This is a genomic window from Streptococcus sp. oral taxon 431, assembly GCF_023115445.1.
GTDB lineage: Bacteria > Bacillota > Bacilli > Lactobacillales > Streptococcaceae > Streptococcus.
In genome coordinates, this window is sequence record NZ_JALDUI010000012.1 from 1 (window position 1) to 21,093 (window position 21,093).

Sequence of the window (21,093 nt, forward strand, 5' to 3'; positions counted from 1 at the left end):
AAAGTGACAAATTTATTAAGGGAAGTTCCAAATATCTTTGAATGTTTAGAGCGCTTTTTTAAAACTAAATGACTATAAAAGTAAATCCAAATAGTCATAAAAAAAGACCTTAAAATCATTCTAAAGGTCTCATTTTTATTATTCGAAAAAATACGAAAAGAGTTCTAAATTAGAGTTAATCCTGACTCTTACTCCAGCTCTATCCCCTTGTCACGGAGATTAGCCAGACACTCCTCATAGTAGGCAGCATCATGTTCGCTGTAAATAGGACTTTTCAGCTTTTCCTCTGCTAAGTCTTGATAAGGAGGGCAGGTCTTGCCACGGTAGTTCTTGTCCAGCCACTCTGGACTGACATTGTAGCCACGGTCAGCCATCTCCTCCATGATCAAGCGATGATAGGCATAGAGACGATAGGGCGAGTGGGTAAAGACATAGTCCACTGTCTCATGCTTTCTGCCCCAGCCATTGCCACGAAGGGCGCAACACTCTCGATGTTGCCCCAAGAGCTGAGGACGGGGGAGTTGTGGGATCAAATCCTCATGCCAAAGTCTCATGGGAGTCTCCTTTCAGCAAGGTAGAATGTTGCAGATAAGCATTTGGGTAACGTTCGAGCAAATCTCTAGTTCTAGCAATCAAGTCTTGCTTAGAGGCTTGACCAAAGCGGTAGCGATCTAGCAAGAGCATATAGTCTCTGCACTCGTCAAGACTGGCTTGCTTTTTAAAATAGCCCCAAATATGCTGGAAGGCATTGCAAACCTGACCCCGGTGTTCTGGAATCTGGCAGGCACGGTCAATCAGCTCTTGAACCTGACTCACTTCCACCACTTCTTGCTTTAGATACTGGCGAATGTCCTTGTAAATATTGCTGGAATGGCTCAAAACAAGGTATTTATTTTCTGCCCAGAGTTGCTGACAAAGGGCACGTTGGTTGTTATTTTCCATATTTTTCCTTACTTTCTACTAGTTCCCAGGAAATACGGAAACAAAGTTATTTCTATAAAATGAGCGAATCATGAGCGGAATATGAGCGAATTGATCAAGCTCATCATCCTTTAAAGTTTTTCAAAAACTTTTTGAGTTCAGCATCGGCTTCTGGTGTGGTTCCGTGTAGTTGACCGAGCATTTCAAGTAGAGAAGCGGTTTGATTTTGGATTGCTTGATTGGTCGTGTTAATCTTGCCAACGATATCTGTCAGTGGCTCGACTTCTTCTTCCTCAAAGGTATCTACATAGCGAGGGATATTGAGGTTGTAGTCATTTTCAACGATTTCTTCATAGCTTGATAGATGGGCAAACTTGTCAATCTCACCACGAGACTTGTAGGCTTCCAGAATCTTCTCGATATGAGCATCTGTCATGATATTCTGGTTTTTCCCTTTATCAAACTCCTTAGAGGCATCGATAAAGTAGACATCACGATTGGTACGGTTCTTCTTGAGAATGATGACCGTTGTCGGAATGCTGGTATTAAAGAAGATATTGGCTGGTAGACCGATAACCGTATCAATAGCTCCTTCTTCTAACAAGGCCTTGCGAATGGTTCCCTCCGCATTTCCACGGAAAAGAACACCGTGAGGAAGGACGATAGCCATGACCCCATTATCCTGCTTGAGGTGGTAATATCCATGTAGGAGAAAGGCAAAATCAGCCTTGGACTGGGGCGCCAGTTTCCCAAAAGGAGAGAAACGAGGATCATTCAGGAAGCCAGAGCTTGCAGACCACTTGGCTGAGTATGGAGGGTTCATGAGAACACCGTCAAAGTTGGTCGGTTCTTGAGTCGGCCAGTCTTCATCCAGTGTATCAGCATTGTGTAGAAATTGATTCTCAACAGGAACGCCGTGTAGGATCATGTTCATCCGAGCTAGGTTATAGGTCGAAGTATTGAGCTCCTGACCAAAGTAGACGACTGTCTGCGGTTTATGAGAATATTTCTTGGCATTGAGCAAGAGAGAGCCCGACCCCATAGTCGCATCATAGATGGTAAAACCTTGCTGGTCTTCACGACCTAAAAAGGCAATCTGAGTCATGAGCTTGGCAACAGGCTGAGGTGTATAAAACTCACCAGCCTTCTTACCCGAGTCAGTCGCAAACTGACCGATCAGATACTCATAGGCATCCCCCAGCATATCGCCAGCATGACCAGCTACGTCTAGCACAGCCAACTCTTTCATGACTGCTGCCACAGTTTGGTTTTGCTTTTGCGGAGTAGCCCCTAGCTTTTTAGAGTAGAGGTCGATGTCTTCAAAGAGATTTTCATAGAGGTCGTCACTCTGCTCGATATCACGAAAACCTTGAGCTAGTTCTTCCAGCTGAAAAGTCCCCTCATTGACACGAGCTACCAGAGCTGTAAAGGTCAAGTCTGGCTTGATAATATAGTTGAGCTCGCCCTTCATGACAGAGACCAAATCCTCATGGGTATCCGCATCCTCGTAGTAGTTGCGATAGACCTCAAGGGCATCCTCCAGACTATCTGTCCCTTCTTCCATAGTCTCAGCCACGAAAAAGAGCATCTTGTCAGATAGATACTTGTAAAAGACCATGCCCAAGAGATAGGACTTGTAGTCATTGGCATCCATCTTGGAGCGGAGAACATCCGCTGAGTTCCACAGGGCTTGGTAGAGCGACTGGGAAGTTTGTGTTGTTTCCATAGTGTTTCTTTCTAAGTTCTGCAATTAATTTTTTTAAACAAGCAATCATTTATAACAAATCACTTCATTCTCAATCGTTCGAATCAAATCTAAAGGAATATCAGAGACAGGAAGTTGATAAACGATATTTTTTCGAGGGTTATAAAATCCAAGATTTTTGATAGATAGAAAGTCGGGATCATAGGAATGTAGACCCATGATATAGTAGACGAGCACTTGTAGTGTATGGTCTTTATTAGGAGCTGTTTTAGTCACCTTAAAATCCCATAATGTATCTTTGGTCAGAAAATCTCCATCCCCCTTATCAATCGTATCTGTATAGCCTCCCAAAAAGTTAAAGCCATCCTTTACCAAAGGACCATAGAGGTCGAAAAAGCAAAGACTTCGCTCTACCATGATGCGAATATTCTCTATCGTTTCTGCATCCACCGAAATTTCCTCAAAAGGCTTATAATACTGTTTCCCCGCACGAAAAACGACATCAAAAGAAACCAAACGACAAGCACTTTCTATCGATAAATCGTCCAATCCTGTCACCAAATCGAGCAGTGCTTCTGCTAGGTCTCCCATGTTAACCCTATGAGCTCCCATGAGAGAAATTCTGAAAGCATCACGGGCTTCTGCCCCTTTCATGAGACGGGTCAAGTAGTCCACACAAATCCCCACTAAACTAGGAGATACAGACTCTACAGGATACAGAACTCTGTGATCTTCGAACTGCTCAACTGAAAATAACTTGATGGGCAGATAACCACCTCGAGGTTGGTTAATTTCTTTGATACGTTGTGTTACAGATACCATGAATTCTCCTTTTATATAAACATATCTTTCAATAGTTTCTTTTTCAATATCTCAAGCTGAGAAATTTTTTCTTTGTGTGAGTTGATGAGGTTATCTAGGTTAGAGAAATAGGCACCGATGGCTTGTTGTTCTCGAATATTAGAAGGCACTAATACTTTAATCTTAGAAAACTCTTTCTTTGTAATATGAGGTTGTGCAGAACCAACTTGATTTACTTTCATAAAATCACTAATCAAGTTTCCACGTAAAACAGCTAAAATATAATCTGGAGATATTTTGTTGCCTAATAAAGGTCTTAAAATTAGCATAGCTGAATTTATTCTAACGGAACTATATCTTTTTTGGATAATTTCATTATAATGCGCTACATTCCCAAGTGTCCCTCTACTAGTTAGAATAAAATCCCCTAAGATTAACTTACCATTTCTTAATTCCTTATCCTTCTTTTCTGATATAAATTTAGTTGAACTAAAATCTAATCCTGTCTTTTTTACATTCCCTGTGTCTAAAAACAAGGTATGACCAACACTATGGAAGTCATCTTCTCCTGGATAACTTTTACCTCTATCTCCATCTATTATTTGGAAAATCTCTGCCATTTTTAAACATTCCCACTCACCTTCAAATCTATCCAATCGAATCTCAGGCACTGTCTGTCCAGCTTTGGGAAACATCTTGGAAAGCATGGTCGCCTTGAGAGATTGGTAGTTGGTAAGATTGTCCTTGTAGCTCGTCAAAAGGTTGTCGAAGGTGCGGAAGAGGGAGCCTATAGCAGATTGTTCCTCTTGACTAGGAAGTGCTATTAGAGTTTCTAAAATATTTTTATTGTACAATCGCTTGATAGTAGTTCCTTCAATCCCTTCCCATTTCACTATTGAATAAAATTGCTTCAGAAAAGAATTATCCAACCGTTCATCATGCTTTAACCAAACTATATTTGAATCTTGAAAATAAGCTTCCTCTCCTTGGTATTCTACAGTTCTACCGATACTTCCTGAAGCGGAGAGCAAAATATCTCCAATCTCAGGATATGGATATTTAGATTTATACTCCTCAAATTTGTCACGTGTTATGAATGAATCTGGTTCGCCACCAAAAGTGCCAATTTTATAAAATGGAACCTCTCCAGTTTGAGAAGTTTCCCCCTTAAAAATTCTCTTATTCATAGCAACCGATCCAAGTTCACCTATTTGTTTACTTTCCCAGTTATCACTAAAATCATAGAATCTAATTTTAGGAATACTATTTTTACTCATTATTTTCTCCTAGGCTATCGTTAAATTCAATCCGCTTCTTTCTAAATCCATATCCATATAGCTTTAATACAGAATTTTCATGTTTTGATTTATTAGAAATCAACTTCCTTGTCTTTAAGTAATCAAGAAGTTTTTCATTAAATTCAGAATACGAAACCTCCACTTCTTGATTACCATTTCTCCCGTTACCTTCATTTTGATTTAATTTGTCAAAGGCAATTCTCCATTCATAGTAGATATCTTTGTCGATTTCTTCCTTCAAAAATTTCATTATATCAGATAGTTCCAATAAATCTAAATAAGAACCTAGCAAAGTAAGCCTATCTACTTCTATTTGACTTTCCGAATCAGAAATTAATTTTTCGAAAAGTTCTTTCTTATATTTAAGTAAAACATCATTCGCATTTAGGATAGATTCATACAATGGAATGCTAATTTCATTTTCATCTAATGCTATAAATTGTCTTATATATTTTTTAACTATTTTTTGTATTTTATTTTGAAGCGTAACATCTAGCGAATCATATCTATTTTGATTTATTAAATCATCAAAGTAATACTCATTAAATTTATTATCTAAAAGCAATACTAATAATTCAACTACATATTTTTCGTCTATATCAGGTTTCTTTAACAATTCTCTCATTTCCATATCGTTTCGAACAACATTAGTAGCATTCAAATAATCTTCTATATTTTTGAATATAAATTCTTCTAGGTATTCCATTGGTCTTTTACGAATAAACTCAAGATTTTCTTTATTGAATTCAATACGATTACCATTTATTAAATTCCATAAATCTTCTTCATCAATATCAGTATTATCAATTCTTTTAAAATAGAGTCCAAGCTGACTAAGTATTCTTTTTCGAATATTATCATTTAAATCCAAAGAATTAATAATATTGTCATTAAAATCATCTTGTAAATCATTATTCAATTTTGAATAAATTTCTTTATCCAACTCAAAATTAGGATTCAGATTAATAAAATCTACCAAAAAGTTATCAACTTCCTTATTTTGACCGAAATATTCTAAAACAATTTCAGTATTTACTTCTGCTTTTTTAGTTTGAACAAAATTTTGTACTAGTATTTCTCTATTTTCATTCGAAAGGGCATTGAACTTACCTTGTGTAAAAGTGATATAAAAATCTGGGACACTAGCGATAATTTTATCTGCTAATGTACTTTTTTTGATACTTTCATCATTATATAGGTAATCAGATTCATCACTTCCTAACTTTTCTTGAGGTAATTGATGATTAAATACAACATTATTATTCAATAATTGCTCAATATACTCAGGTTTATCACGCATCTCTCCCTCTGATAAAGTAACATACATTAAAATATACTTCAGGAATTCTTCATCAGAAGATTGACAATAATCTAGTAAAGGTTTTAATCCATTTTGACTAGTCATGATTTCATAATTTTTATGTTTTATATCTGATAACTCTGTGCCCATATCAGAATACCGTTCCATGAAAAATAGTACATTAGATTTGCCAATATCGTATAAGCCATTCTTATAAATATAATTCAGCACATTTTCCTCATATCCTGAACTCTCAAAATCAAATTCCTTAATTTTAAAATCTATAGCCGATAAATTGAAATTAAACTTCTCAAAATCACAATAATTATTATGAAAAATGTTAAGAAAAACCTCTTGTGTCATCTCTAGATATTTAGAAATCTGTTCTTTTGTTTCTTTTGTACAATCACTCAAATCAACTAAATTCATTAAAGATAATATCAATTTTCTTTTATCAACGTAAATAAAATCGCTATGTTCTTGGTTAATATATTCGTTGAAGAGATCCGAGTTATGATGTAGCCATTTTCTCAAAAATACCCTTATATCACGCTCTGAGAAAAACGATTTATTTTCAACATTTAATCTAAATAATTCGTTATAAAAGTCCAGTAAAAATTCCAAAATATTATCTTGGTAAAAGATTAATTTCAACTTCTCATTATGTTCATTTGAATATAACAGAAATCTAAATAAATCATAATTTAACACATTACTACTTTTATAATTTTTTAATTCTAAATAATTAAAGATTTCATCAAAATTTTTTAGAGAAATATTATATTTATTCTGTCTGCCAGAAATTACATTTCTTAAATATTCTTTTTCTTCTACCGTTATCGTATTCGCATAGAAATGAGTTAAATAATCTTGATAACTCTCATCAATATAAGCATTTCTAATTAGGAAAGAAATTATAGAGAATTGAGGATTCTTTCTTATTTCTTCTGTAAAATCATTTTTAAAATCATCAATATTTGACGCATATTGATAAATATCTGATAATCTATAGCTGTCTAGTTCACCAAGTTCATCATTTATTTTCTTAATTTCTTCTTTTAATTTTTCTATTATTTTTTTATTTTTAGTATTCTTTAAACGCTCTTGGAATTCTGGAGTATTCCTACTAGGAAATAAAGAATCAATATCCTCATTTCGTTTATATTGATTATACTCTGCATCATGATAACTATCAAAAGAATAAATTTCACTATCTCCTGCAATTAACTCTTTTATGTAATCATAACGTGTTGAAAAATCTTTTTCAAATTTTCCATTTACTTTAATTATTTTTCTTCCAGATGGTATTTTTAAGATAGTTCCATATAATTCAACTTCATCGTTTAAATGTTCTTCCTCAGCATTCTCTATCTTTCTCTCCAATGCATTTTTCTTATTATTTAAATCCTCTCTAAGATTTTTTAATGCTATTTCTTTTGAGTTCAACAATTCATATAAATACCCTTGATTTCTTTGCAAAAGTGAAAAATCTTTAGGGAAAATATTCTTATAGACTACCATTGAAAAAATTTTCTCATGCTCTAACGGTAACTTACTTAATGTTTCTTTATAAGTCAGATACTCATTGCAAACATTATTGATTAATCTCATATCATCGAGATACAAAGAGATATTAAATAAAAAAGTTTTATCTAAACTATCGTATTCCCACATTTCTGTTAGCAATTTTTTTAATATGTCATGAGAATTAGAAGCAGTTACTACAGGAATTACAGGGATAATAAAATCAAAAAACTTCGTTCTTTCTTGTGATTCAAACAAATCATCCTTTACAAGATAGAAAAAGACTAGTTTACGTTTGTGATTTGCCTTTCGATTTCTATTGATAACTATATTTAATTCCTTCAATTTTTCAAAAATTCTAGAGTCATTAAAACGTTCAATATCTTCAAATACTATGATATCTGCTCCTGATTGCTTAAATAAATAAAGGACATCGTCTAAGTATCGATCAAAATAGGATACTTTAGAATTATCATTTGAAAAAATTTCGATATCAGTTTCAATTTTTTCTGCTTTTAAGGATAATTTTTTGATAAAACCAAAATCTTTTTGTAGCTTCAGTAAAAAATAAAATCCATATACAATTAAAACAAATAAAATTACTAGTACAAGAAGGGAAATAATAGGTTTCGTAGTCCAAGATAGCCAAGAAAAGTTCTGAATCAAACCATTCCATGAAGAAATATTTAGTAAGTATAAGGATAATAATACTAAACTTACATAGACCGAAATATTAAAAGGTTTAATCTGTGATTCTGCATCAAGAGTTTTAAAAATTGATTTTCTTATTCGATTAGGATTAATTTGATGAAGTAATTGATTGATTATCTTTCCTTCTATGGTATTAATTTGACGATTATTTAGCCCATTTTTTTCACTACCTATTGTTTCATCATACTGCCCTAAAGATATATGGAGGAATGTTTTATCAGTATATTTTCTCTCAAAGCTCTCAACAACACTACTTTTCCCCGCTCCATAATTCCCAGTAATAGCTACATTGGTCACTTCCGAATTATCGTCAATCGCAAACTCAAATGCTTTTTGTGTTACTGGCTTTATTTCAACATTTTTATTTGAAGTAAGTGCTCTAAACTTATATTCTTTTCCCATTGACTTTTCTATTTCCTTACGATTATAATATTCTTTTCATCTATATATACCATTATATCAATTCTGACTCAGTATATAAAGCTTTTATACACAACACAACCCCTTAGAAACGGATTTCTAAAGGGTTATTTTTTATCCTACCACTGTTATTGCTTCTTCTACTTTATCTTTTTTCTCCTTCTTACTCGAGCCAGTCAATCGTCGCTTGCTATCTCGGATTGTATTCAAGTCTTTGAGGAGTTTACTCAGATGTTCTTTTTCAGGGAAAGCTTCTGCACTTGCTGCGGTATAGCGCATAAAAAGGTCATAGATAGTTGAAAGTTCGGTACGGAGTTGTCTGGTCTTGCCAACTTCCTTGGCAGACTTAGAAGCACGCGCCTTACTTTCCACTTGATCATACTCCTCTTGCGCACTAGTAACTGCCAATAGCATTGGATTCAGTCCTAGACTGGTTACTGCTCCATAATAGGGTTCTTCACTCAGTGTTTTGAGAAGACTCTTGACTTCTGCTGTTTCAACATCGTTACTGTGCTTGGTGATATCCTTGTACTTAGTAAAGACTGGCTTGAGTGTCTCATAGGCTTCCTTAAGACTACTTTCCTTGATTTTAGCAAATCCTCTATGAAGGGTAAAGAGACCTACTAGAGCACTATCTCTTTCCTTATCCACTATGGTCAGACTGGTAGTCTCTTTTTTCTCCACACTAGCAAGTTGAGCTTGATAATCTGATAGCTTACTTTGGAAGGGATCAAGATGCTTGCCGTACATAGTCTCATCCTTGTGAGACTTCGTGAAATCTTCTAAAACTTGACTTGTATCAATCATGAGACTTTCAAATTCTCGATTAGTAAAGTTAGTATAGCTTAGCGGACGGATGTTATAAGTTTTTGTCATGTTGTGACCTTTCTATTTTAAATTATTTAGCTTCTATTTGTTCAAACAAATCGTGGATTAACTCTGACAGATAAAAATGTTTTTGATTTGTCTTTACGATACTTCTTTGTCTTTCCTTTGGAACCAAAGAACTTCCCTCTGTTTTATAGGCCTGTATTAAAATAGCTATTAGTCCGATTAGACATAGCATCATAAAACTAGAGTACCAATCATCATCAACTGTTTTGTTTTTCTTCATCAGAATTTCCCCTTTAAGTTTATAAATAAATAGTAACAGATAAAAATGAAATTTTAAGCACCGTTAGCTCAACTGACTCTTTTTTCAGCTCAACAGCACACTTTTAGATTTTTTGTAATGTTCACAGGACAAATCTGACATTTCAAAAAGAAAAATCCCTATCTGGCTAAACAAATACCTTGTCTGTCAGATAGAGACTTTTACTATTTTTAGATTTTAACCTTTCTAGCCTTATAATACATCTAAACTTTAGGAAAGACGACTATTCGAAAGTTCGAAGACCTCAAAACTTTTTCAGCTTGAGCATTCGAAACTTAGAACACTAATAAATTTATGTATTTCTTGTCTTTCTAAGTTTAGAATACATATAAATTTTGGACGATTTATATTTACGAGACTTCGAAGAACTACCTCCCAACTCTCAACGGTTCAATCACCTCTTCTATCAGTTGGGTATAGGCTTCTTTGATTTGTTTTTTATAGAGGAGTGGGTTGAGGGCATCTGCCACGTCAACTTTATAGTCCTTGTAGCGCTGACTCTTGGTCAGTTGGCTTTCTCCTAGTTGCTTTTTAGCGCCCTTGCGGTAGTGATTGACATAGTAGCGGAGTTCATCTTCACCCACATACCAGGTCTTACTAAATTCTTGGATATGCTGCTGGATGACTGCTTCAATCATCTGGTCAAGGATATTGGCGATGGATTGACCTCTGTAGCAGTCAGGATTTGCCTGTACTTCTTGCCAAAGTTCTGAGATGATCTGGGCAAGGTTTGGATTGGTCTTCTCTAGACTTTGGATATAGGTATCCACTGCTTCTCTGTCCTGTGCACTGAGACTCTTTTCCTGACTTTGCTCTTGCTCGATCAGGCTTTGGATCAGGGTCAGTATATAGGCATAGTTAATCTCATCGACTTGAATAGACTCCAGTTCGTAGTGGATATCCAGTGGCTCCCCATCTTCATCACCATCTTCTGAACGACTTTTAAGTTCGGCAAGGATATTTTGATAGAAGCCTAGATAGTTTTCCAATTCTTCTGCGGTTAGTCCAGTCTCTGCATAGATTTCTTCCTCGTCATACTCTTTATAAACTCGGATAGAAGCCAAGTATTTATCAAAGGATTGATAAGCCTTGGCTAGTTTTCTCAATTCAGGCGTAGAGATTTGTTCGATTTGGAGTCCTTCTTCGGGGTCATCGGTGATTAGATTTCGAAAGTCGCTACAACTTCTCAAAAAGTTTCTCTTTTCCTCTTCCCAGCTAGGGGCTAGGACATCATTTTCACCACCATTTGAGTAGAGCTTGAGGGCATTATCGACTGCTTCCTTAAAGGCTAGTGGCTTTTGGAAGGTGATGATATGACCATAGGTCTTACTAGAATCAAAGATCCGGTTGGTTCGACTAAAAGCCTGAATCAAGTCCTGCGGTTGCATTGGTTTACGATCGATAAAGAGGGTCGATAGACAAGGTGCATCAAATCCTGTTAAGAGACGATTGACCACGATAACCAAGTCCAACTGCTCATTGCGATAGAGATACTTGTCTTGCTTACGGGCAAGGCGGTTATTGACATCGGTATTAAAGCCACGGAGATCTGCCATGGTAAAGTGAGTATCAAACTCTCGGTTATAGTCTTCTAAGACCTGTTTCATATGGTCTTGGTTGGCTCTTGAGTCCTCTTCATTTTCTGTGACAGAGTAGGTAATGGTAAATTTCGGAAAGTCTGGAAGGAACATCTTGACTCTCTCTGATACCTTGACCCGTGTTTGACCAGCCTTGACTCTTTTGAGAAGGTCATAGTAGGCTTGAGCTTGAGGGATAGACTTGACCGTCAGAATGGCATTGTAGGTATTGCCCACACCTTTTTGGATGCCTAGTTGTTGGCGGGATTTATTGATAATGGCATCCAAGACTTCCAGCATATGCTCCTCATTCTCGTAGACGGTATCTGGTATTTCATTTTCAGACTGGTCTGTGATGAGGGTATTGCGATAATCTACCTTAAAGCCTAAGACAGCTCCGTCATGGATGGCTTCCTTGACCGTATACTCATGGAGACGGTCTCCATACTGTTGCTGGGTGGTTTGGGCTAGGTCTCCGACCTGCTGGCGTTTATTTTCCTTAAAGATGGGGGTGCCTGTAAAACCATACCAGAGGGACTGAGGGAAAAAGGCTTTAATGTCTTTTTGTGTTTGTGGAGTAACGGCACGGTGGCATTCATCCACGACAAAGGCCACTCGGAGTCCCTTGATTTTGTCCGCATCTCGTTGGTAAAGACCTTGGTCAAACTTGCGCATCATGGTCGTGATTTTCTGGATGGTTGTCACCACGACACGTTTATCATTACTTCCTAAGCGCTTGACCAAATCATGTGTATTGTCCGTCTCGTCGATATCGATGACGTCATTGGTCGCATATGAGAGGAAGGAAGATGTGGTTTGTTGGTCCAAGTCCCTACGGTCAACGACAAAAATCGTCTTTTGGATAGATGGAATTTGAAGGAGATTGCGAGCTACCTTATAAGAGGTCAAGGTCTTCCCTGAACCTGTTGTATGCCAAACATAGCCTGATGCTTGCTGGCGAGAGGCTTCCTGCACCGCTTCGATGGCATGGATCTGATAGGGGCGCAAAAGGATGAGAGATTTCTTGCTATCGTCAATGACAGAATACTGCATGACCATCTGATGAGCACGAGGGATCGAAAGAACTTCATGGGCAAAGCTAGTCAAGTTTGTCACAGGATGATTGTCCTTATCCACCCATTTGGTTAGAAATTGTTTGTTAAGTTTATTTTCACGAGCTGCAGCAATATAGCGAGTATCTACTTTGTTGGTCACAACAAACATCTGCAAGCTAGAGTAGATACCACGGAATTTTCCTTCACGGTCATATTTTTTTATCTGATGAAAGGCATCGATAAAGGCTGCTTGGGAACTCTTGAGCTCGATTTGAATCATGGGTAAGCCGTTGATGAGAAGAGTAACATCCAGTCTACGGTCTTGATCCATAGGATTTACTTTTTCTCGTTGGACTTGATTGACAACTTCGTAGCTAGACTTTCCTGCTGCGATATTGTCACGCCAAATGACTGACAAACGGATGGTACCTAAGCTAGCATCTTCTCTTTGAACTTCGACTTTGGCAATGCCGTTTTCTCCGACCAACCACTTGGCAGCATCATAGTAGCTGACAAAGTTGAGTTGGTTCTGAATCTGGCGTTTTTCCTGCTCAGTCAAGGGATGGTCTGCTAGCAGAGCAACGTTGTTTTGGGCTATTTTCTCAAAGAAATTGTCCCATAGTTGTTCTTCTGTTTTTAAGTCTTCTCTATAAGTCCATTGGCTTTCACCAGTTACCAGCTGGTTAATCAGTTGTTTTTCTATTTCCAGTTCTGGTTTTACCTGCATCTATATTCCTCCTTCAGGGACAATATTCTTGCTATTATTATATCATAGTCCTATCAGAAAAACTTCTGATTTCACTAACTTCACTTTCGTAATACAAATAGTCTTTCTCCTTAAAATATGGTATAGTAGAATCATACTACTCAAGAGGAGTTTACATGTCACACGATAAACAAATGAAAGCTGTTTCTCCCCTTCTACAGCAAGCAATCAATATTTCTTCCATCATCGGTGGAGTTGGTACTTTGATTTTCTGTATCTGGGCCTATCAGGCTGGTGTTCTGCATTCTAAGGAAACCCTATCTGCCTTTATCCAACAGGCCGGTATCTGGGGACCACCACTTTTTATCTTTTTACAGATATTGCAGACGGTCGTTCCCATCATTCCTGGTGCTCTAACCTCTGTGGCAGGTGTCTTTATCTACGGTCATATCGTGGGGACGATCTACAACTATTTCGGTATTGTTATTGGTTGCGCCATTATCTTTTACCTGGTGCGTCTCTACGGAGCCCCCTTTGTTCAGTCTGTCGTCAGCAAGCGCACCTATGACAAGTACATTGGCTGGTTGGATAAGGGCAATCGTTTTGACCGTTTCTTTATTTTTATGATGATTTGGCCAGTTAGCCCAGCGGACTTTCTCTGTATGCTGGCTGCTCTGACCAAGATGAGCTTCAAGCGCTACATGACCATCATCATCTTGACCAAGCCCTTTACCCTGGTTGTTTACACTTATGGATTGACCTACATCATTGATTACTTTTGGCAAATGTTCGCCTGATCACTAAAAAAAGTTGATCAAAAACTCAATTTTATACTCAATGAAAATCAAAGAGCAAACTAGGGAACTAGCCGCAGGTTGCTCAAAGCACTGCTTTGAGGTTGTGGATAGAACTGACGAAGTCAGTAACATATATACGGCAAGGCGACGTTGACGCAGTTTGAATTTGATTTTCGAAGAGTATTATCAGAAAATAAAAAAAATAAAACGCATAGGATCAAGGTTTTTCAACACCTGATATTATGCGTTTTTCTGATTGTAAAGATTTTTTCTCAACCTCTTTTTGTTAAGCTTCTTTTTTCAATAAGAGAGAAACAAGGACTGATGTCGCAATCATCCATGCTCCTAGAATAATAAATGTCATTCGACCATTCGTTGTTACTAAGCCAATTCCTGAAAGAACAAAAGGTGTTAAGGAGGCACCAAAACTACATCCCAAAACCGCATAGGAAGTCGCTTTGTTGAGGAGCTTTGCAGGGATTCTCTCAGAAATTAACTGAAAGACTGTCGTCAGAGCAATGCTATAGGCAAATCCTCCTAAGACAGAACCTGCAACGACAACCCAAAGAGAAGGTGAAAGAGCGATGATGATTTGCCCAATACCAAAGGTTACACCCGCAACCAATAACAATTTTTCCTTAAAGGCGGAGATGAGGAAAGAAAAGCTAATTCCCGCCAGAATCCCAATCAACTGCATGGCACTGAGTACCAGACTAGACAACTGAGCATCTCCAAAGCCTGCCTCAATCATGAGACTAGGAATACGGAAGGTAATAGCTGTATTGGTACATACAATGACTGCAGCTCCGACAGCTAGGAAGAAAATCAGCTGTAGCATGGAGCGAGTTAGTTTCGCTGCTTCTTCTGTCTTTTGCTTGGACTCATGAACTTCTTCTTTGTTATAAGGGACAAAGAGAAGGAAGAGTACAAGAACCACTAGACCTGCAGCGTAGGCTAGGAAGGTTGCAGTCCAGCCAAAGGCCAAAAGCTGACCGACTGTCAAGGTCAAGATAGAGGCTCCCACTACCTCAGCTGAACCACGAAAACCAAGCATCTGGATACGAGTCTTGCCATGGTACCGTTCACTGATGATAGAGATAGCCTTGGCGTTTAGCATCCCCACACCAATCCCAAAAAGAAGACGAGTAGCAAAGACAAAGTAGTAATCCTGATACCAGAAGGGAGCTGTTCCACTGATTGACAAGATCAAGAGTCCCAAGGTCAACTGAAGTCGTTCAGGAAAAATCCGTTCTAAAACTCCATTTAAAAGGAGCATAGCCATAATCCCAAAGGATGGGAGACTGACTAGAAGTTCAACCTGACCAGTCGAATAGCCCTGATAATAGTCAAACATGGATGGTAGGGCACTTGATATTGAAAATGATGTGATCAATACTAACGATAGAGAAAGTATACTCACTTTTTCCAAAAATTGTTTCATTTTATCCTCATTCATTATTTATGTTAAGTCAAAAGAGCTAGATATTACTGTAGAGATCAAAGATTTCTTTCATCTAGTCCCTATCACTCTTTTAGCAAAAAGGTCCTTTCCTATCATACACTGTTTCCCAAAAATTGGCAAGCAACTGCTTTATAAGTTCAACATAAAAAGTAGGACCATCTGACTCGGCGAAGCCTTGATGGTATCCTACTTTTATAGATTTTAGTAAACTATCTTACTTAGATTTTCAAGAATCGACGCATTGAGATTCCTGAACCAAGTGAACCGATACAGATTCCGATGAGGAACAAAAGACCGATCATCAATGGAATAAAGGTATCTGGGGTAATCAAGGATAGGTTTTGTCCAACCAAGGATGGGTTGACAGATTGGAATACTCGGTTATAGATAAAGTAAACCAGAACTGATGGAAGAGCTGCTCCCAACAAACCAATAAAGGCACCTTCTAGCAAGAATGGGCCACGGATGTAGCTGTTTTTAGCACCAACCAAACGCATGATTTGGATTTCACGACTACGTGAAATGATAGTAATACGAATGGTATTTGAGATCAAGAAGACCGCGATGAAAATCAAGAGTCCTGCAATGAACAATCCCCAAACACGGATGAAGGAAGCCAACTTGAAGAGGCGTTCCGTATTGGCACCACCGTCTTGAACCTCAGAAACTCCTTCGATTTTCTTAGCTTCTTCAGCGACTGGTTTCACATCACTTGGTGAATTGGTATCTACAATGTAGGCATCATGAAGAGGATTGGCATCTCCTTCAAAAACCTTCCACTCGTCACCCATGGTTTCAGTCAGCTTTTGGTACTGCTCTTCTTTACTTGAGAAGGTTACACTTTTAACAGCTGGCATAGCCTTGAGGGCATCATAAACCTTGTGGTAATCATTGTTTGTAACTGTTTGACCCTCTTTGACAATGGTTTCACTATTGTCTTCAACGTCTTTACGGACATAAACCATGACGCGGACGTTGTTTTCGATATCCGTTGCCAATTTTGCAGTATTAAAGATAACTGAGGCAAAAATAGCAACCAAGGTCAAAGTAATCATTACTGAACTGACAGCAGCAATGGTCATCCACCCATTACGCTTTAAACTCTTTAAAGCTTCGAATAGGTGGCGGAAAAATCTACTAATCATCGTATCCGTACTCTCCTTTCGCTTCGTCACGAACCACGCGACCATTCTCGATGGCAATGACACGGTGGCGCAAGGTATTTACGATTTGGCTGTTGTGGGTGGCCATCAAAACAGTCGTACCTTGGAGATTGATGCGCTCCAAGAGGTTCATGATTTCCCATGAGTTATCTGGATCCAAGTTACCTGTCGGTTCGTCGGCAATCAATACCTTAGGATTGTTTACGATAGCACGAGCAATGGCGATACGTTGCTGCTCACCACCTGACAATTCATTAGGGAATGAACGAACCTTATGCTTCAAGCCGACAAGATCCAAAACTTCCATAACACGTTTTTTGATATTGCGACGGCTTTCACCGACAACCTCCATTGCATAAGCGATGTTCTCATAAACGGTTTTCTTTGGCAATAGTTTGTAATCCTGAAAGACAACTCCAACACTTCGACGAAGAAGCGGAATATCTTTCTTTTTAATCTTAACAAGATTAAAACCTGCAACCTGCAAACTTCCTTTTTCAACTTTAACTTCACGGTACAAGGCACGGATAAAAGTTGACTTACCTGCACCCGAAGGACCTACGATATAGGCAAATTCTCCTGGTTCAATTTTCACAGAGACGCCACGTAGGGCTGTTGTCCCGTTGTCATACTTTTTGACAACATCTCTCATTTCAATGATCGACATGTGACTTCCTTTCTTTTAACTAATACGCCATTTTAGATAAGCATCGATGAAACCATCTAAGTCCCCATCCATGACCTTATCTACCTGCGCAACTTCAAAACTGGTACGGTGGTCTTTCACCATGGTATAAGGGGTGAATACATAGGAGCGAATCTGGCTTCCCCATGTGATTTCTTTCTTGTCCCCCTTAAGGGCATCTACCTCAGCAGCTTTCTTTTCCTGCTCCATCTGATAGAGTTTTGCCTGGAGCATCTTCATCGCACGGTCACGGTTTCCGTACTGAGTACGGTCAACGGTTGATGCAACGACAATCCCTGTCGGAATGTGGGTCAAACGGACACCTGTTGAAACCTTGTTGACGTTCTGTCCACCTGCTCCACCTGAGCGGAAAGTATCCATCTTGATATCATCTTCTCGAATATCAACTTCAATAGTATCATCCAACTCTGGCATAACTTCTACAGAAGTAAACGAGGTGTGACGACGCTTAGCTGAGTCAAATGGCGAGATACGTACCAGACGGTGAACTCCCATCTCTGACTTGAGAAGTCCATAAGCATTTGGCCCTTCAAAAGACAAGGTCACTGACTTAATACCTGCTTCATCACCAGCTTGATAATCCAAGACTTCAACCTTGAAACCTTTGGCATTACCATAACGAGTATACATACGAAGAAGCATATCGCCCCAGTCTTGGGCTTCTGTTCCACCAGAACCTGGGTGAATCTCTAAAATAGCATTATTATGATCATAAGGCTCTGACAAGAGCAGAGTCATCTCGTAGCTAGTCATCATCTGATCTAGCTCAGCTAACTTCTCCACCAACTCATCCTTAACAGACTCATCCTCTGCTAAAAAGTCTAGTAAGATTTCAGCTTCATCCTGCAACTCCTCCATCTTGTGGAAAGTATTGTAGGTATTTTTTAGTTCATTTAATTCTTGCGACGTTTTTTGGGCTGCAATATTATCGTTCCAAAAATCAGGTTCTGTCATTTTGTTTTCCAAAATGGCAATTTCTTCTTCTAACCCTTCGAGGTCAAAGAGACCCCCTAAAAGAAGCTAATTTTTCACGATTGGCGTCAATTTTTTGACGAATTTCTGAAATGTCCATATATACTCCTTTTTTGTATCGTTTTATTATACCATAATTTTTCTTATTTATCTAATCGGTGTTTTTTAAAATTTCTTATCAAAATATTTCTATTTGAAGACGAGAGAGGTATTCTCAATCATTTAGTGTGTGAGAAATCGAAAAACATCTCAGAGCTGATCAAGTTTCTTGTCCAAAAAACATTGATTGATTCTCTGAGATGTATATAAATACTATTTTAAAAGAAAAGTATCTGACAGGTCTGAACACAGCACCTAATCAACTTTCTAGCAAAGCAACTAAGATTATTCTTTATCTGCCTTCAAAGTCGGTTTTGTTTCAGCAGCTTCATCTTTTTCAGTCGCTTCTGCTGATTTTTCTCCCTTCTCTACTGGCTTATCAGAATCCTTCTTAGGATCTTCTTGACTTCCCTGAACTTCTACTTTATCAGGATTCAAGCTCCAAATGCCATCTTGATTGACCTTGTAGCCATCAGGTGTTGTGCCATTTCTCAATAAGGAACCATCTGCTTGGAAATAATACCAGTTGCCATTCAATTGTTTCCAACCAGTCTGCATAGCTCCACTTGCATTGAGATAATAACGAGTGCCATCGACATCTAGAAAATTTATTTCATTTTCATCATCCCACTACTTTTGAAAAACGAGATAATCACTATGACAGGAAAATTATGTTCAAGTACATTCACAACATTGCTTCAGCTAGGCATACCAAACTCTGCTATATCGCTAACTTCTATGAGAAAAGAAAAAGATAATCAGCAATAACTTCAACCAGACACATTCAATTACCTCTACACATCATTTCATTCGTTCAATGTATTATCTCATCATGCATAACAAACTTTACGATTACACTTCGACCCAAAATAGATAAAACTATTAATGCTGCATTATTTCAATACCTTGTTTCAATAAATACCAGATGAGGTGTTATTTTAGTATACCTTTTTTAGATTAATAAGTGTTAAAAATAAGACAGTAGCCTCTGGATAGCTACTGTCTTATTTAATTCTTAAAGCCTTGATAGACTTGATGAATGGTTGAAAAGAGTATTGAATGAATTGAGTTAATAACAATTATGATAGGTGAGTTGATCTTTTAATTTTAGCCAGTGCAAGATTAAGTGCATAGTGTAATGTTTTATCATTTGTTATAAAAAGAATAACGAAATAATAAACACCACAAGAGACAATTGTCGATAGAACCATGAATATCATATTAAGATTCACCGTAAAGGAGTCAACCTGGAAAAGCGTTTTAAAAACTAAATAAATAGGAATAAATCCAAGAGAGACAATAATGTAACGTAGTAGAGTCAAGAAAATTTCTTTCAAATCATGCAATTTATGTTTCTTGATAAAATAAATTTCTAGTAGTACTACGATAATTTCTGCAATAATAGTAGTACTGATGTAATATTCTGGTAAGAAAATATTATTGAAATATAAGAGACAGTTAAATAAAATATTGATCCCACCACCAATAAAGTAAAAAGCAGTTAACCGATTTTCGTGGTCATTAATGAATATAATTTGTCTACCAAGAATCAACTCGATTGCCCATATAATGCTCCTAAAAGCGAATAGGCTAGTAACGATACCAGCTTCAAGATACTTCTCAGATGAATAGATAACCGTTGCATACTTACCTAAAATCATGATTCCAATACTAGTTGGAATTGTAAGGAAATAAAATAATGATGCTGCTTGATTTACAAGGCTCTTATAAGAATTGTAATCTTTTTTTCCAAGATAATATCCCAGACGCGGGACACTTACGTTAATAGCTCCACCCAGAACACCGGCAATCAACATGACAATGTTGGAAGCGATGGTATAATAAGAAACGTAGTTTTCATCAGGTCCCTTGGTGATGAACAACCTATCAAGCAAAGTATAGAGCATGCTGGAATTTGCCAATAACAGCATGGTCAAGAGTGGTTTAGATGCTTTTACCAACTCAAGGAAGCCAATCTTGACAAAGGAAACTTCTCTCTTGATCCAAAGAAAACTAAGTAAATAATTCAGTACAGTTGTTGCACTCATGACAATTGCATATGGAACAATATCATCCGCTGTTTTTACAAATGTGAAGATAGTAACTAGCATAGTAATTCTAATGATCAACGTCTTGTAAAGTATGAAGGAATAATTTTCATAGGCTTCATTCATCCACTCAATATTGAGAAATTGAAATAGCGCTTGTGTACCTAAGATATAGTAGAGAACTTTAAGATTCTCAATACTAGTATCCAAGAAGATGAAGGTGAAGTAGATGCCAGTTGTAAAGATAGAAGTAAAAACAGAGATATAGAATAACTTAGAAAAGACATAATTAATTTTATTCTTATCATCCTTAACCTTACTGATAGCTCGAATCCCATAATTATATATTCCAAAGGCAGCGAGTGGAATAACAAAGCTGGCCCATGTATTAGCAGTATTAAAATATCCGTAGTTAGATTTACTTAGAATCCGCGTCAAATAAGGATTAGTTATCAGCGGAAAGACGATATTAAGAATATTAACTAGCAAGCTAGCCAAAGCATTGACTTTTATATTTTTCATTACACTTCCTTTCTTAACTGTAAAATGCTCTCCCGTATTATATCATATTCTAGCTTTTTAGGATAAAATCTTAAAATTGAATAGGTTATACTAGACGAGACAGAATTTATAAAGTCTTTTACACTAAAGTAGAAGGGAGATACATATGTCTAG

At 37.3% G+C, this 21,093-nt stretch carries 15 protein-coding genes and 2 pseudogenes; 2 read left to right on the forward strand and 15 right to left on the reverse strand.

The annotated features are described in order from the left end of the window. Positions 1–188: 188 nt before the first annotated feature. The 9 genes from M1R56_RS06955 to M1R56_RS06995 all read right to left on the reverse strand — a co-directional run bounded on the left by M1R56_RS06955 (position 189) and on the right by M1R56_RS06995 (position 13,192). Complete coding sequence (locus M1R56_RS06955; RefSeq protein ID WP_248035293.1) at positions 189–554, reverse strand: TIGR02328 family protein; 366 nt, start codon at positions 552–554, stop codon at positions 189–191. Next, entirely contained in the window at positions 538–942 is a 405-nt protein-coding gene (locus M1R56_RS06960) for a YbgA family protein (RefSeq protein WP_248035295.1), read from the reverse strand. The genes M1R56_RS06955 and M1R56_RS06960 overlap by 17 nt, the downstream gene beginning before the upstream one ends. Positions 943–1,045: 103 nt before the next feature. Then, the gene (locus M1R56_RS06965; RefSeq protein WP_248035297.1) at positions 1,046–2,647 is read right to left on the reverse strand and encodes a type I restriction-modification system subunit M; all 1,602 of its coding nucleotides are present in this window, start codon (positions 2,645–2,647) and stop codon (positions 1,046–1,048) included. A gap of 45 nt (positions 2,648–2,692) precedes the next feature. Then, entirely contained in the window at positions 2,693–3,448 is a 756-nt protein-coding gene (locus M1R56_RS06970; RefSeq protein ID WP_248035299.1) for a hypothetical protein, read from the reverse strand. Positions 3,449–3,459: 11 nt separating this feature from the next. Then, a complete protein-coding gene (locus M1R56_RS06975) occupies positions 3,460–4,704 on the reverse strand; it encodes a restriction endonuclease subunit S (RefSeq protein ID WP_248035301.1) in 1,245 nt (414 codons plus the stop codon). Continuing rightward, complete coding sequence (locus M1R56_RS06980) at positions 4,697–8,662, reverse strand: hypothetical protein (protein WP_248035303.1); 3,966 nt, start codon at positions 8,660–8,662, stop codon at positions 4,697–4,699. Before M1R56_RS06980 ends, M1R56_RS06975 begins: the two co-directional genes overlap by 8 nt. 132 nt (positions 8,663–8,794) lie before the next feature. After that, positions 8,795–9,556, reverse strand: coding sequence for a DUF6261 family protein (locus tag M1R56_RS06985; RefSeq protein WP_248035305.1), 762 nt, complete (start codon positions 9,554–9,556; stop codon positions 8,795–8,797). Positions 9,557–9,578: 22 nt separating this feature from the next. Continuing rightward, a complete protein-coding gene (locus tag M1R56_RS06990) occupies positions 9,579–9,794 on the reverse strand; it encodes a hypothetical protein (RefSeq protein WP_248035306.1) in 216 nt (71 codons plus the stop codon). 407 nt (positions 9,795–10,201) lie between these two features. After that, a complete protein-coding gene (locus M1R56_RS06995) occupies positions 10,202–13,192 on the reverse strand; it encodes a type I restriction endonuclease subunit R (RefSeq protein WP_248035309.1) in 2,991 nt (996 codons plus the stop codon). Positions 13,193–13,347: 155 nt separating this feature from the next. On the opposite strand from M1R56_RS06995, the gene M1R56_RS07000 reads away from it, so the two are divergent. Beyond that, on the forward strand, positions 13,348–13,968 hold the full coding sequence (locus M1R56_RS07000) for a TVP38/TMEM64 family protein (protein ID WP_248035311.1): 621 nt from the start codon (positions 13,348–13,350) through the stop codon (positions 13,966–13,968). Between the two features lie 286 nt (positions 13,969–14,254). Here M1R56_RS07000 and M1R56_RS07005 read toward each other — a convergent pair whose 3' ends face one another. The 5 genes and pseudogenes from M1R56_RS07005 to M1R56_RS07025 all read right to left on the reverse strand — a co-directional run. After that, positions 14,255–15,409, reverse strand: coding sequence for an MFS transporter (locus M1R56_RS07005; RefSeq protein WP_075232085.1), 1,155 nt, complete (start codon positions 15,407–15,409; stop codon positions 14,255–14,257). A gap of 239 nt (positions 15,410–15,648) precedes the next feature. Then, a complete protein-coding gene (gene ftsX, locus M1R56_RS07010; RefSeq protein WP_049504537.1) occupies positions 15,649–16,575 on the reverse strand; it encodes a permease-like cell division protein FtsX in 927 nt (308 codons plus the stop codon). Next, a complete protein-coding gene (ftsE, locus tag M1R56_RS07015) occupies positions 16,568–17,260 on the reverse strand; it encodes a cell division ATP-binding protein FtsE (protein ID WP_049548597.1) in 693 nt (230 codons plus the stop codon). The genes ftsX and ftsE overlap by 8 nt, the downstream gene beginning before the upstream one ends. A gap of 15 nt (positions 17,261–17,275) precedes the next feature. Then, positions 17,276–18,371 (reverse strand): peptide chain release factor 2 gene (gene prfB / locus M1R56_RS07020; protein ID WP_148131633.1). Its coding sequence is split into 2 segments (ribosomal slippage): positions 17,276–18,298 and positions 18,300–18,371, totalling 1,095 coding nucleotides; the frame shifts between segments, so codons are not numbered across the junction. A 284-nt stretch (positions 18,372–18,655) separates the two neighbouring features. Beyond that, positions 18,656–18,970, reverse strand: a pseudogene (locus M1R56_RS07025) (MBL fold metallo-hydrolase); the annotation flags it as partial. Positions 18,971–19,011: 41 nt separating this feature from the next. Here M1R56_RS07025 and M1R56_RS07030 point away from each other — a divergent pair. After that, positions 19,012–19,247 (forward strand): annotated as a pseudogene (locus M1R56_RS07030) (IS110 family transposase); the annotation flags it as partial. Positions 19,248–19,449: 202 nt separating this feature from the next. Here the strand turns inward: M1R56_RS07030 and M1R56_RS07035 are convergent. After that, positions 19,450–20,940, reverse strand: coding sequence for an oligosaccharide flippase family protein (locus M1R56_RS07035; protein WP_248035313.1), 1,491 nt, complete (start codon positions 20,938–20,940; stop codon positions 19,450–19,452). Positions 20,941–21,093 lie beyond the last annotated feature (153 nt).

Bases quoted from the DNA above. Each gene is read 5' to 3' on its own strand.
- M1R56_RS06955 (WP_248035293.1), bottom strand. From the start codon at position 554: ATGAGACTTTGGCATGAGGATTTGATCCCACAACTCCCCCGTCCTCAG.
- M1R56_RS06960 (WP_248035295.1), bottom strand. From the start codon at position 942: ATGGAAAATAACAACCAACGTGCCCTTTGTCAGCAACTCTGGGCAGAA.
- M1R56_RS06965 (WP_248035297.1), bottom strand. From the start codon at position 2,647: ATGGAAACAACACAAACTTCCCAGTCGCTCTACCAAGCCCTGTGGAAC.
- M1R56_RS06970 (WP_248035299.1), bottom strand. From the start codon at position 3,448: ATGGTATCTGTAACACAACGTATCAAAGAAATTAACCAACCTCGAGGT.
- M1R56_RS06975 (WP_248035301.1), bottom strand. From the start codon at position 4,704: ATGAGTAAAAATAGTATTCCTAAAATTAGATTCTATGATTTTAGTGAT.
- M1R56_RS06980 (WP_248035303.1), bottom strand. From the start codon at position 8,662: ATGGGAAAAGAATATAAGTTTAGAGCACTTACTTCAAATAAAAATGTT.
- M1R56_RS06985 (WP_248035305.1), bottom strand. From the start codon at position 9,556: ATGACAAAAACTTATAACATCCGTCCGCTAAGCTATACTAACTTTACT.
- M1R56_RS06990 (WP_248035306.1), bottom strand. From the start codon at position 9,794: ATGAAGAAAAACAAAACAGTTGATGATGATTGGTACTCTAGTTTTATG.
- M1R56_RS06995 (WP_248035309.1), bottom strand. From the start codon at position 13,192: ATGCAGGTAAAACCAGAACTGGAAATAGAAAAACAACTGATTAACCAG.
- M1R56_RS07000 (WP_248035311.1), top strand. From the start codon at position 13,348: ATGTCACACGATAAACAAATGAAAGCTGTTTCTCCCCTTCTACAGCAA.
- M1R56_RS07005 (WP_075232085.1), bottom strand. From the start codon at position 15,409: ATGAAACAATTTTTGGAAAAAGTGAGTATACTTTCTCTATCGTTAGTA.
- ftsX (WP_049504537.1), bottom strand. From the start codon at position 16,575: ATGATTAGTAGATTTTTCCGCCACCTATTCGAAGCTTTAAAGAGTTTA.
- ftsE (WP_049548597.1), bottom strand. From the start codon at position 17,260: ATGTCGATCATTGAAATGAGAGATGTTGTCAAAAAGTATGACAACGGG.
- M1R56_RS07035 (WP_248035313.1), bottom strand. From the start codon at position 20,940: ATGAAAAATATAAAAGTCAATGCTTTGGCTAGCTTGCTAGTTAATATT.